Origin of the sequence: Maribacter spongiicola (assembly GCF_052119685.1) — a bacterium.
In the GTDB taxonomy this organism is placed as follows: Bacteria; Bacteroidota; Bacteroidia; order Flavobacteriales; family Flavobacteriaceae; genus Maribacter; species Maribacter spongiicola_A.
Genome location: NZ_JBGQOO010000007.1, coordinates 122,706 through 134,997, shown reverse-complemented (window position 1 = coordinate 134,997; position 12,292 = coordinate 122,706). Strand labels below are relative to the sequence as shown.

Genomic DNA, 12,292 nt, shown 5'->3' with positions numbered 1-12,292 from the left:
AGCTAAAAGCTAATCTAAATAGTCACTGTTCACCAATTCAATAACACTTTCTACAGTAGGTATTTTGGCTACTTTAACTACTTTGAAATGTTCTCTTGCTGCATTTGCAGTGGTTTCACCAATACAATAGGCAACTCTGTCGGTAGAATTCTCTTTTAAATAGCTTTCTACGTTCGACGGACTAAAAAACATGATCCCTTTTGTGCTTTCTGGTATTGCTTTGCCAGAAAGTTTAGTTCTGTATGCTTCTATGGCATTTACCTCAATATTATTTTCTGCTAAAATACTTGGTAATTCTTCTAGACTTAGATTGCCATGAAAATAAGTAATCTCAGATCCGTCAATAAATTCTACCAAATAGTTTGCTAAGTCTTTTGCATTATTTTCATAATGTGTAACCTTACCGAACTTATTTTTAATAAATCGGCGGGTTTTTCTGCCAACGCAGTATATGTTTTCAAATTCTAATTCAGCAGCGTCTCTACTAGCTAATACAGCTTCTACCGCATTTTTACTGGTAAAAACTACATTTTTATGTCTTTTTTTCAAGATTATCGGAGAGATACGATTCGGATTAATTTTTATAAAATCATCTGAATCGGCATTTACCGATATGTTTAGCATTAGCTGTTGTGGCGGAGTCAGTTTTTTGGTAGAAAAGATGTTTACTTCTAAACCTGCGTTTGCCAGTTCGGTCATTAATCTCTTTCCGCCTCTAGCTAAAATACTTTTAGCACAGTCGATACCTAAATTTTGATGTTTACCAAGTGGCGCGGTCAATTCTGCCTCTAGTTTTTTACTCCCATCAACATTTAATAAAATACCTTTTAGGGTAACAATATTTTCTTTGTTGATATATGATAATGCACCGATCGGTGCGCTACATCCACCTTCTAACTCTCTAAGAAATTCTCTTTCCAGCGATACACAGGTGTCCGTTTCTTCATGATTAAGTTGTGCACAGGCTTCGCGAATTTCTTCATCATCTTCCATGGCAACTACCATAATGGCACCTTGCGCAGGCGCTGGTAGCATCCAGCCAAGTCCGATAGTGTTTTCTGGTTCTAAACCGATACGTTCTAATCCGGCTGCAGCGAAAATGGCACCGTTCCAGTCATTTTCGTATAGTTTTTCTAAACGTCTATTTATATTTCCTCTTAAATCGACAACGGTATGTGTTGGGTATCTATTTAGCCATTGTGCTTGTCTACGTAAACTACCCGTTGCAATTACACCTTCGCGAGAACCTAAAAACTCTTCATTGTCTTTAAACGCCATAATGTCCATGTAATTACCGCGCTTTAAAACAGCAGCTTTTACAATGCCTTGTGGTAGTGCAGTAGGTACATCTTTCATAGAATGTACGGCAATATCAATATCACCATTGATCATGGCAACATCTAATGTTTTGGTAAAAACACCTGTAATTCCTAATTCATATAGGGGTTTGTCTAAAATCAAATCACCTGTAGATTTTACAGGGACTAATTTTACTTTATAACCTAATGCTTGAAGTTGATTTTTAACGGTATTCGCTTGCCATAGCGCTAATTCGCTATCGCGTGTGCCTAATCGTATTACTTTACTCATTGTTCGTCCAATTCTAATTGAAATACTTTTTGGATAAATTCTAAACTTGAATTGGAATCTACCGTGTCATCTTTTAAATGATTTGCAAATTGTTTGGTTATTTTTTGAATGATGCGATTCGTTACCAAATCTGCTTGGTGCGAATTAAAATCTACCGTTTTTTTAGATTGGTAGTCTAGCTCCTCATCTTTAATAGTCTTTAATTTTTTCTTTAGAGCCTTAATTACAGGGGCAAACTTTCTAGTTTCTAACCATTGGTTGAAATCGTTTTTAACCTCTTCGTTTATAGCTTCTGCCTCTGGTATATATTGCTTTCTGCGCTCTAAGGTTTCGTCTGTCATTTGAGATAAATGATCTAAATGAATTACGGTAACATTCTCCATTTCTGAAATAGAATCATCTACATTCTTAGGAACGGAAAGATCTAATATCAATAATGGTTTGTTCGTATATATTAATTCTTTGGTAATCGTAGGTTTTTGAGCACCTGTGGCAACTACCAAAATATCTGAAGTTCTAATTTCGGATTGTAAATCGCCATAATCTTTTACCATAAGGTTGAACTTGCCTGCAATTTGCTCTGCTTTACCTTTAGTTCGATTGATTAGGGTGATATGCGGATTCTTAGTATGCTTTATTAAGTTCTCGCATGTATTACGACCAATTTTTCCGGTTCCGAATAAAAGAATATTCTTCTCGGATACATTTTCAACATTACGCAAAATGTATTGTACAGACGCAAATGCTACCGAAGTGGCACCAGATGAAATTTCAGTTTCATTTTTAATACGTTTGCTTGCTTGTATAATGCTGTTACAAAGTCTTTCGATAAACGGATTGGCAATGCCCAATTCTTTAGAACGCTTAAAACTTTGCTTTAACTGACTGATGATTTCAAAATCGCCTAATATTTGGCTATCTAACCCTGTACCTACTCTGAATAGGTGATTGATAGCTTCTTTATTTTTGTATACATACGCCACCTCTTGAAAAGCCTCAACGGTTCCGTTTGAGTGGTCACATAATAATTTTATAAGTTGAAAAGGATGTTGTGCAAAACCATGTAACTCGGTACGGTTACAGGTCGATGTCGCTAACAACCCATCTATCCCCTGGTTTTTGGCTTCTATTAAAAGTGCTTTTACAGCAACTTCGTCTAAGCTAAATTTACCACGGGCTTCAGCATCAGCCTTTTTGTAATTAAGGCCAATAGTGTAAAAGGAGTTGTGTTTAGAAATGTGATAGTCCTTCATAAAGCGGATACAAAAGTAGGAGCATCTATTCAATAAAAACAACGCTAGCGGTACAATTAATGTCGCCTGCCGAATTTTTGGTCAAAATATGATAAATATCAGTTTATTAGCCATAATTTTATGATGGTTTCAACGAATTAAGCCTATTTTATTTAGATGCTTTCTAAATAGATATAAAAATAATTTAAGAATATGGAGATAGAAAGTAACGCTCAAGGGTCGTACGACGAAGTTTTAATTGAAGACGGATTTTATGTGCTTAAATTTCAGAACGAAGAAGATGTAGCAGTACACTATACCCGCGAAATTAATAAACGATTTATCCAATTTCACTTTTGTCTAAAGGGAAGTGGTACGTATAATTTCAATCAAGGCAATTATAATTTAGATGTTCGCGAAGAGAATTCTTTGTTGCTGTATAATACGCAGTTAGACCTACCGTTGAATTTAAAGTTAGATCCAAAATCTTCTTTAGTGTCTGTAGTAATGACCTTAAGAAAGTTTCATTCATTATTTACTGCAGAAGCAGATTATATTCCGTTTTTAAGTTCAGATAATAAAGAAAAGAAGTACTATTCTCAAGAACCGTTTTCACCTTCAATAGCAGTTATTTTGAGTCAGATCGTGAACTATAATCTACATCCCTCTATAAAATCACTTTATGTAAAAGGTAAAATTTACGAATTAATAGCCTTGTATTTTAATAGGAGTCCGAATGCAGATATTGAACAATGCCCTTATTTAGCAGATGAGGAAAATGTAAAAAAGATTAAAAAAGCTAAGGAAATTATTTTGGCGAATATGGCAGAGCCGCCAACATTGGCTGATTTATCAAGTGAAATAGGCCTGAGTTTAAAACGCCTGAAAGAAGGTTTTAAGCAAATTTATGGCGATTCGGTCTACAGCTTTTTATTTGACCATAAAATGGAATATGCTAAGCGTCTTTTAGAAACCGGTCAGTATAATGTCAATGAAATCGGACTCAAAGTAGGGTATAGTACCTCTAGTCATTTTATTGCGGCTTTTAAGAAGAAGTATAATACCACACCTAAAAAATACCTTTTGGCGTTAGCAGGTAGTTAGAAAATTATAACGGTCTTGCAACCATAATACCTGTGTTGCTCTTTATGCCTTTTAAATATTCTGCGAGCGGTTTTTTAGAAATTTCAACTTCCATTGATCCGGTCGAAGCATGTAGTAAATGGATTCTACCATCTTTTTCTCGTGTAGCGATACCGGTATGGGTAACATCTAATCCGTTTATAGAAGTGGCCAATGCTATGATGTCTCCAGGTTGGATTAAATGTTCGTTTTCGGCAATCTTATCTTGAGCAAGTACACAAATAGCCTGATTGTTTAAATAGTTTTCAGAAGCTTTAATTTTTGAGAAATTAGCATCATCGGAAAGAAAAGGATACAAATCTCTATGAGTACTCATGAAATCAATATCTTTTGTAATTTCTGTACCACCAATTTCACCGGTAATATCTTTAAGAAGTCCTTTCTCTGCATTGTTCGCAATCCACTCAGAAAAGTAATGTAATCGCGATGTGTAACCATCTAGTTTACCGTCTTTATATCTAATTACCTCTAGGTTTTTAATGAAAGCATCAAATGAAAGGTCATTTTCTCTTAAAAGTTTAGAAAGGTCCAATACATTTTCAACAAATGTGGTACAATCTAACCCTTGAAGATTTACGACCAATGTTTCGGTATCACCAATTTCTAATGTTTTAGCAACATAAGGAGTTTTCATAAACGTTTTGCCAACGCTCACCATGGTTACACCGAAATTACCCTGATACATTCCGTCGATTTCTGTTAGCTTATTTTCAACAGCAGCCTTGTCTTTTGGTGAGCAGGTTATTTGTTGCGAAAGTAAAATTTGACCTATGAAAATCAATAGGACAGTTATAAATCTTCTAAGCATTTAATTATTATAAATTAAAATTCCGTCCATTGATGGATAAGTTTCATTGTAGTTAATGTCTTGTAAATTTAAGAAAGTTTTGTAAGGTTTAATTTTGTCAAGATTCATGTCTGGATACTTTTCTAATATTTCTAATGGAATACTGCCGACAATTTTTTTTGTGTTTTTGGGTGTTTCAATACTACGAGTGGTTATGTTGTAATTACCGAAGGGGTAATTACCTTCAATATGTCTCCAAGTATAAATTGAAGATGTAAAATCACTTGTAGTGCTAAAACGAAAATTTTCAAAGGATGATTCGTTATTTATTACGAAGTTGGGATTTTTAGGTATGATAAGCTTATCTAATCTTGAGCCAAATTGAGTTTTATAATAACTGTAATCTGATGTCTCTAAAATAAAACGTGTTCGATAATTTGAAAATTTACTTAGGTAACTTAATGAAATAAAATTTGAATTTATATTATCGCTATTTAAAGGTATATCTAATAAATTGAAACCTCCGAAGTAATTAAAAGATTCATCAATATCAAATCCTCCTATATTAATTAAATAATTCGAATTTACAGGAACTTCTACTTCCAATGTAGAATCAAATAATTTGAATTCAGAATAATTTATAGTTAAGTCTTGGTTTTCAGGATTAGAAAAAAGGAAATACTTATTTGCATAATTTCCGTCTAATATGGAGATTAGATATTCTTGTTCCCCTTCATTCTGTATTAATCTTTCGGTATAATCTATTAGCTCATTTCCCTCCCAAGAAGGAGAATATCCATATGGTATAACTCCATTTTTTGTAGAAATATTTAAATTTTTAATTTGAGGGATATCTTCTATCGTTATATTGAACTCGCCAATTTTAGTTCGATTTTGTGGTTCATTTAACACAGTTGAATTGATATGAAAGACATCTCCTTTTTTAAGGCCATTAGTTGTTGAAATCTTATATTTCTTGCCTATTTCAGAGCGGGTCTGTGGGGTTGTTCCATCATTTAAATCATTTACATAATCTATAACTTGACTAAACTCTGTTATACTCAATGAGGATGTAATTGAATCGGGATAAGCACTGAAAGTTATTTCGTCTCCACTATCATAAGATTTATAATCAACCAAATTATTGTTGTCATCGTGAATGATTATCCAATCTTCGCTATCGATAGTATTTTTGTTTGCATCAATATTTACAGTTAAATATACTTCCTCTTCAATAATTTCTGGTGAAGAGACTGGATTTTCTGATTCGATGACTTCTGGTTGTATGATTGATTCCTTTGTTTCTTCGTTTTTTGAACAATTAAAAAAAGAAAATATGATAAAACTTAAATAGGCGAACTTTAAAACTTTCATTTCATAAATTTACTACTTAATTAACGGCTATAAATAGTTAATATTTCACCCTATTTGATACTTTTTATTTAGAATAGATATTAGTGTCCTTTTCCAACAAAACCCTATTCCTAGCAATACTTTCAGGATAGTTCTGTTGTAAAAATGTAATCAGTTTTTCACGAACAAGTACACGTAAATCCCAAGCGGTAGGGGAATCTTTTGCGCTCATTAGGGCTCTTATTTCAACACAATTTTGCTTACTCTCTGTTACTTGTAGTACGTTTACTTCTTTGTCCCAAAGGTCTGTGTTTTCCAGAATTTTGGTCAACTCTTCTCGAAGCGCATCGAAAGACACATTGTAATCGGTATATAAAAAGACAGTCCCTAAAATATCTGATGAAGTCTTGGTCCAGTTTTGAAATGGTTTCTCAATAAAATAAGGGGTGGGAACAATTAGCCTTCTTTTATCCCAAATTTTCACCACAACATAGGTCAATGTAATTTCTTCAATACGGCCCCATTCTCCTTCAACGATAACAACATCGTCTATTTTAATAGGTTGTGCTATGGCAATCTGTATTCCTGCCAATACGGTACCGATCATTTTTTGTGCAGAAAAACCGATGATAATACCTGCAACACCTGCTGATGCAAATATGCTAACACCTAGTTCACGAATACTTTCAAAACTCATTAAAACTGCCCCAATTGCCAATAAAATAATGGTAAACATGAAGATGCGTTCTAAAATATTGAATTGTGTATAAATTTTTCTTGCCTTTAAATTGTTTTCTACACGAACATCATAGTTACTAACGATAATTTTTTTAATGATTTTTAAAAGATTTAACAGTAGCCAAGTAACCGAGAAAATAAATAAAATGGTGCTTGTTTTTTTGAAGAAATATTCATGTTCGTTTAAATGCAATATTTTTCGTAAAGCTTCTGAACGAATGAGTATTGATATGAAAATAAAAAAAATAGGCCAACTTAATTTTCTAAAAGTACCTTCGGGTAATAGGTATTTGGGATCCTTACCAAATTTTCGAAGAAAATAGGATATTAACCAATACGCGAAAAGAATGCCTGCAATAGATACTAAAAATAAATAAAGTTCACTTCTAGGTATGGTATCAAAAAATGTATTCATTTCAAATGTTTAGTGGTTTTGGATTAAATACAACTTACTAAAATTAAATAGGACTAAAAATTTATTGACTAGTTATTAGATTGCTTTATGAGAGTATAGAAAAACTAATGCCCGAAATTAAATTATCATCGATTTGCATGTGTTATTTTTGCAATCGAATAACAAACACATTCGCTATGAAAGGAGTATTATTGGTCAATTTGGGTTCTCCAGAAAGTCCTACCGCAAAAGATGTTAAGCCCTATTTAGATGAATTTTTAATGGATGAACGTGTAATTGACGCTCCTAAATGGTTAAGAACGATCCTGGTAAGAGGAATTATTTTGCAGACTAGACCAAAGAAATCTGCGAAGGCCTATGCTAAAATTTGGTGGGAAGAAGGTTCTCCGTTAGTGGTTATATCTGAGCGTTTCTCCAATAAATTGAAAACACAGACCGAAATGCCAGTAGCTTTAGGTATGCGTTATGGTACCATGTCGATTAAAAAAGCATTGCAAGAATTGAAAGATAAAGGTGTTGATGATGTTCTTTTGGTGCCGTTATATCCGCATTATGCGATGTCTAGTTTTGAGACGGTTGTCGTAAAAGTGTTAGAAGAGCAAAAAGCGGGCTTTCCTGAAATGAAAATTACTACTATGCCTGCTTTTTATAAGCATCCGGAGTTTATTAAAGCGCTTTCAGAAAGTATTAAGGACGGATTAGAAGGTTTTGATTACGATCATATTTTGTTTTCATACCACGGTATTCCTGAGCGTCATATTCGTAAAAGTGATCCTACCAGCTTTCATTGTAAAATAGATGGCACTTGTTGTAACGTAAATTCTGTTGCGCATAATACATGTTATAGACACCAAGTATATGACACTACCGAAATGGTAAAAGCGTATTTAGGATTAAAAGAAGAGCAAGTGAGTTCTTCGTTTCAATCGCGTTTGGCCGGTGACCCATGGTTAAAGCCTTATACCGATTATGAATTTGAGCGCTTGGCTAAAGAAGGCAAGAAAAAGTTAGCTGTTATTACCCCCGCATTTGTAAGTGATTGTTTAGAAACATTGGAAGAAATTGCCATGGAAGGTAAAGAGCAGTTCATGGAAGCTGGTGGTGTAGAATACAAGCATATTCCATGTATGAACGATAATGACACTTGGGTGAAGGTAATGGCGAAGTGGGTTAACGATTGGCATGCTACAGATAAATTAGATGTTGTGCCAAGCACCTAATAAAATTAAAATTCTAAGAAAATCACTGCTATGAAAATCGAAGAAATAGAAATTATATTACGACCGTTAAGAGAGAAATTAAGAAATCACACGCTTTATTCGGAGTTGAAATCGGTATCTGATATTCAAATATTCATGGAGAGCCATGTGTATGCCGTTTGGGACTTTATGTCGCTTTTAAAGGCTTTGCAAATTAACTTAACCTGTACTTTATTGCCATGGAAACCGGTAATCAATACAAATACCGCTCGGTTTATTAATGAGATAGTTTTGGAAGAAGAAACTGATGTTAATGAGCTTGGAGTTTTAAAGAGTCATTACGAAATGTATTTGGACGCTATGGTTGAAGTAGGTGCAGATACTACTAGAATATCAGATTTTCTCAATAGCATTAATGAGGTGGATAGTGTTTTGAGGACAATTCAAAATTCTGATTTAAACGCTGCCGTTAAATCTTTCTTGAGCTTCACTTTTGAAACGATTAATACGCAACAACCACATAAAATTGCCGCTGCATTTACTTTTGGTAGAGAAGATTTAATACCCGATATGTTCTTGAAAATTGTTGAACAGGCTGGGGAAGGTGCATACCCTAAACTGGAATACTATTTAAGAAGACATATTGAGCTGGATGGTGATGAACACGGTCCGCTTTCCCTAAAAATGATTCAAGAATTATGCGGAGTTGATGCTGTTAAGTGGCATGATGTTCTAGAATGTTCGGAAAAGGCATTACAACAACGCATCAATTTATGGAATCATATTGCAGAAGCTATTCAAGAACGTCAACAGATTACAGCTTAATTAGTGATGGTGTTTTAATCAAAATCAAAAATCAATAAATTTAACAAAGAATGGCAAACGTTTCCGCAGAAGAACTGGGTACGGAATCAATTTCGAGTTTGCTCATTAAACAAGCAGTACCCGCTGGTATAGGCATACTGGTCATGTCGTTAAACGTTCTGGTTGATTCCATTTTTGTGGGTAATTGGATTGGTTCTATTGCCATCGCCGCAATAAATGTGGTTTTGCCGATTTCATTTTTTATTGGTGCTTTAGGTATGGCAATCGGTATCGGCGGTGCGAGTATTATTTCGCGTGCTTTAGGTGCTAATAATAAAGAAAAGGCGCTGCGAACATTTGGCAATCAAATTTCGTTTACCATACTGATTACTGTAATTATGGTGGCTGTAGGGCTAACTTTCGTAGATACCCTAATTCCCGCTTTTGGGGGTAAAGGTTCAATTTTTGAATTTGCTAAAATCTATTATGTTATCGTTCTCTATGGTGTGCCGTTTTTAGCACTAAACATGATGGGTAACACGGTTATACGAGCAGAGGGCAAACCCAAATTTGCCATGATAGCCATGATAATTCCGTCCATAGGAAATCTTGTATTAGATTATCTATTTATTAATGTATTAGACTACGGAATGGAGGGTGCCGCTTGGGCAACTACAATCAGTTATTTTCTTTGTTTTAGTTATATACTATACTTTTTTCTTTCTAAAAATTCAGAATTAAAACTGAATGCACAGTATTTCAGAATCGACTTTTCGATTATTAAGGAAATTAGTTCTTTAGGATTTGTAACATTATCTAGACAAGCAGTAGTAAGTGTTATTTATTTACTAATGAATAATATTCTTTTTGATTTAGGAGGTGAAGCTATGGTAGCTGTTTATGCTATAATTGGCAGAATGTTGATGTTTGCTCTTTTTCCCGTATTCGGTGTAACACAAGGCTTTTTGCCTATTGCAGGGTTTAATTACGGAGCAGGAAAATACGAAAGGGTAAAAGAATCTATTTATACGGCTATAAAATTTGCCGCCATATTAGCGACGGTAGTTTTCGCGGGACTCATGATTTTTCCCGCAGAAATAGCGGGACTCTTTTTAAGTCATAAACCAGGTATGAGTGAATTTGAAATAGCTACGAATGCTTTTGTTCTTGAAAATACTCCGTCAGCTATGCGCTGGGTGTTTGCCGCTACGCCGATTATTGCACTTCAGCTTATTGGTGCCGCTTATTTTCAGGCAATAGGAAAAGCGGTACCAGCATTATTATTAACCTTATGCCGTCAAGGCTTTTTCTTTATTCCCTTAATCTTAATCTTACCCAACTACCTTGGAGAATTAGGAGTGTGGATTTCCTTCCCCATTGCAGATGTGCTTGCAACTATTGTTACCGGGTATTATTTGCGAAAAGAGATCAATAAAAATTTGGTTTAATCTTTCTGAAAACCAAACCTCAAAAAACATTTTCCGTAAGTAGCTTTAGAAATCCTAAAGAATACTGTTATGAATTTTATTTTATCTCAATTAATTGCCGGTGCCATATTTCTATTAGCATGGAAACTTAAAGAATTGATAAACAATCAAAACACCTATGTAAGGCTACTTAAGGAAAATGTCATTAAAGTCTCAAAAACTAAATATTAGTTGGCAGGTTGAGCATGTAATAACTCCATACCTGTAGAAGACCTTGGTTTAAAACCTGTCCAGTCTTTTTCATTTGAATTTTCTTGTACATCTAAAAACTGAGCGTTGTCTTGACTTTTAAGATGATTACCAATAAATGCAGTTATAAAGTGTTGATTTACGTTGTTAATTTTACGTTGATCCCATGATGGCTCTGCATATCTATAGTATTCATCGATATGTAAACCTGGTGCCAATGCTTCTACTGGTGCTGGGTTAGGTGCAACATTATGTCTTGCGCTTTGGTAAGTCAATAGATAGCGATCTGCATTTATTGCACCCTCATATATGGCTTTAATACCTTTTTCGTAACCTGAAATATCATCTTCGCTTCCAGCAATAAAGAAAGTAGGCGTTTTTAAACCTTTTAATCCCTCTGCGTCCCAAACACCACGTTCCATTCCCCATGGTGCGAAAGCTACTATTGCTTTAATTCTAGCATCAGCTAATTTTTCGTATTCTGCATTACCTGCCGTGTTTACAGAAATTGCAGTGCTGCCACCTGTCATCCCTGTAAAAAATTGACCTAAACCTGCGCTATATCCAGCTCCGCCGACATTTAGTACTCCGTAGCCTCCCATAGAATATCCTATAATTGCGGTGTTGTTAGCATCTACAAGTCCCTCGATTTTATTTTTAGAACCTTTTGCTCCTAATTTTTCCATTTCATTGATTACAAAACGAATATCTTTTGGTCTGTTCAAAAGTGTACTTTGAAACGCGTTGGCATCTTTGAATGTAGAATCTGTATGGTCAATTGCTGCGACAATATATCCTTTAGAGGCTAAATTCTCTGTTAGGTATGTCATTAAAAAGCGTGACCCCACATAGCCATGGGATACTACTACCAAAGGAAATTTAGTCCCTTTTAATGCTTCTGCATCTCTGTAGGATCTTCCTTTGAAAGTAAATGGTGTTAATGGTCTTAGCGAATCTCCTCTTGTGCCCATTACTTCATCATAAACTACCGTTTTGGCATCGGCACCTACGCTTGCTGGGTACCAAACTTCTATAGTTATCGGTCTGTCATAACTTGGGTCTTTACCATCTTTTGAATTTAAAATATCAACTTGATTCGGGTTTACAAGGTTTACTGTTTGTACGCCAACTTTATATTCGCCTCTAGCACTTAGTTCTGGTGCATCGGGCATTTGGTCTCCATATAGAAAATCTTGTGTCTGGGCATTTATAGAAGTGATGCTCAATCCGTTAAAAAGAATGGCAATTAAAGATGCCGAAAATAATAGTGTTCTAAATTTCATAATTGTTAGTTTGTTGGCTTAAATATAGGAATACTTTAAATATCTAGTACATTCTATTGAAGATGTTGAATT

Annotated in this window: 11 protein-coding genes; 5 read left to right on the top strand and 6 right to left on the bottom strand. The window is 34.6% G+C overall.

All coding sequences use genetic code 11. The annotated features are described in order from the left end of the window. Nucleotides 1-9 precede the first annotated feature (9 nt). Nucleotides 10-1,590 carry a hydroxymethylbilane synthase gene (hemC, locus tag ACEN2N_RS12525; RefSeq protein ID WP_441824641.1) on the bottom strand — a complete coding sequence of 527 codons (1,581 nt, stop codon included), beginning with the start codon at nucleotides 1,588-1,590 and terminating at the stop codon, nucleotides 10-12. Next, nucleotides 1,587-2,843, bottom strand: a complete 1,257-nt coding sequence (gene hemA, locus ACEN2N_RS12520; RefSeq protein WP_441824640.1) for a glutamyl-tRNA reductase — start codon at nucleotides 2,841-2,843, stop codon at nucleotides 1,587-1,589. The genes hemC and hemA overlap by 4 nt, the downstream gene beginning before the upstream one ends. Before the next feature lie 192 nt (nucleotides 2,844-3,035). Between hemA and ACEN2N_RS12515 the strand changes: the two genes are divergently transcribed. Continuing rightward, nucleotides 3,036-3,926 carry a helix-turn-helix transcriptional regulator gene (locus ACEN2N_RS12515; protein ID WP_441824639.1) on the top strand — a complete coding sequence of 297 codons (891 nt, stop codon included), beginning with the start codon at nucleotides 3,036-3,038 and terminating at the stop codon, nucleotides 3,924-3,926. A gap of 4 nt (nucleotides 3,927-3,930) precedes the next feature. On the opposite strand, the gene ACEN2N_RS12510 is transcribed toward ACEN2N_RS12515, so the two are convergent. From ACEN2N_RS12510 to ACEN2N_RS12500, 3 genes are all read right to left on the bottom strand, one after another. Beyond that, complete coding sequence (locus ACEN2N_RS12510; protein WP_441824638.1) at nucleotides 3,931-4,773, bottom strand: N-acetylmuramoyl-L-alanine amidase-like domain-containing protein; 843 nt, start codon at nucleotides 4,771-4,773, stop codon at nucleotides 3,931-3,933. Beyond that, nucleotides 4,774-6,126 carry a hypothetical protein gene (locus ACEN2N_RS12505; protein WP_441824637.1) on the bottom strand — a complete coding sequence of 451 codons (1,353 nt, stop codon included), beginning with the start codon at nucleotides 6,124-6,126 and terminating at the stop codon, nucleotides 4,774-4,776. Nucleotides 6,127-6,190: 64 nt separating this feature from the next. Further along, on the bottom strand, nucleotides 6,191-7,258 hold the full coding sequence (locus ACEN2N_RS12500; protein ID WP_441824636.1) for a mechanosensitive ion channel domain-containing protein: 1,068 nt from the start codon (nucleotides 7,256-7,258) through the stop codon (nucleotides 6,191-6,193). A gap of 176 nt (nucleotides 7,259-7,434) precedes the next feature. Here ACEN2N_RS12500 and hemH point away from each other — a divergent pair, with 176 nt between their 5' ends. The 4 genes from hemH (at nucleotide 7,435) to ACEN2N_RS12480 (ending at nucleotide 10,919) form a co-directional block, all read left to right on the top strand. Next, the gene (gene hemH / locus ACEN2N_RS12495) at nucleotides 7,435-8,478 is read left to right on the top strand and encodes a ferrochelatase (protein WP_441824635.1); all 1,044 of its coding nucleotides are present in this window, start codon (nucleotides 7,435-7,437) and stop codon (nucleotides 8,476-8,478) included. 30 nt (nucleotides 8,479-8,508) lie between these two features. Then, complete coding sequence (locus ACEN2N_RS12490) at nucleotides 8,509-9,282, top strand: DUF3050 domain-containing protein (RefSeq protein WP_441824634.1); 774 nt, start codon at nucleotides 8,509-8,511, stop codon at nucleotides 9,280-9,282. A 50-nt stretch (nucleotides 9,283-9,332) separates the two neighbouring features. Beyond that, nucleotides 9,333-10,709 carry an MATE family efflux transporter gene (locus tag ACEN2N_RS12485; RefSeq protein ID WP_441824633.1) on the top strand — a complete coding sequence of 459 codons (1,377 nt, stop codon included), beginning with the start codon at nucleotides 9,333-9,335 and terminating at the stop codon, nucleotides 10,707-10,709. 69 nt (nucleotides 10,710-10,778) lie between these two features. Further along, nucleotides 10,779-10,919, top strand: a complete 141-nt coding sequence (locus tag ACEN2N_RS12480; RefSeq protein WP_424004326.1) for a hypothetical protein — start codon at nucleotides 10,779-10,781, stop codon at nucleotides 10,917-10,919. On the opposite strand, the gene ACEN2N_RS12475 is transcribed toward ACEN2N_RS12480, so the two are convergent. Continuing rightward, a complete protein-coding gene (locus tag ACEN2N_RS12475) occupies nucleotides 10,916-12,220 on the bottom strand; it encodes an alpha/beta hydrolase family protein (RefSeq protein WP_441824632.1) in 1,305 nt (434 codons plus the stop codon). The genes ACEN2N_RS12480 and ACEN2N_RS12475 overlap by 4 nt on opposite strands. Nucleotides 12,221-12,292 lie beyond the last annotated feature (72 nt).

Excerpts from the sequence above, each read along its gene's own strand:
- hemH (WP_441824635.1), top strand. The coding sequence starts at position 7,435 with ATGAAAGGAGTATTATTGGTCAATTTGGGTTCTCCAGAAAGTCCTACC.
- ACEN2N_RS12515 (WP_441824639.1), top strand. The coding sequence starts at position 3,036 with ATGGAGATAGAAAGTAACGCTCAAGGGTCGTACGACGAAGTTTTAATT.
- ACEN2N_RS12475 (WP_441824632.1), bottom strand. The coding sequence starts at position 12,220 with ATGAAATTTAGAACACTATTATTTTCGGCATCTTTAATTGCCATTCTT.
- ACEN2N_RS12510 (WP_441824638.1), bottom strand. The coding sequence starts at position 4,773 with ATGCTTAGAAGATTTATAACTGTCCTATTGATTTTCATAGGTCAAATT.
- ACEN2N_RS12490 (WP_441824634.1), top strand. The coding sequence starts at position 8,509 with ATGAAAATCGAAGAAATAGAAATTATATTACGACCGTTAAGAGAGAAA.
- ACEN2N_RS12505 (WP_441824637.1), bottom strand. The coding sequence starts at position 6,126 with ATGAAAGTTTTAAAGTTCGCCTATTTAAGTTTTATCATATTTTCTTTT.
- hemA (WP_441824640.1), bottom strand. The coding sequence starts at position 2,843 with ATGAAGGACTATCACATTTCTAAACACAACTCCTTTTACACTATTGGC.
- ACEN2N_RS12485 (WP_441824633.1), top strand. The coding sequence starts at position 9,333 with ATGGCAAACGTTTCCGCAGAAGAACTGGGTACGGAATCAATTTCGAGT.
- hemC (WP_441824641.1), bottom strand. The coding sequence starts at position 1,590 with ATGAGTAAAGTAATACGATTAGGCACACGCGATAGCGAATTAGCGCTA.
- ACEN2N_RS12480 (WP_424004326.1), top strand. The coding sequence starts at position 10,779 with ATGAATTTTATTTTATCTCAATTAATTGCCGGTGCCATATTTCTATTA.
- ACEN2N_RS12500 (WP_441824636.1), bottom strand. The coding sequence starts at position 7,258 with ATGAATACATTTTTTGATACCATACCTAGAAGTGAACTTTATTTATTT.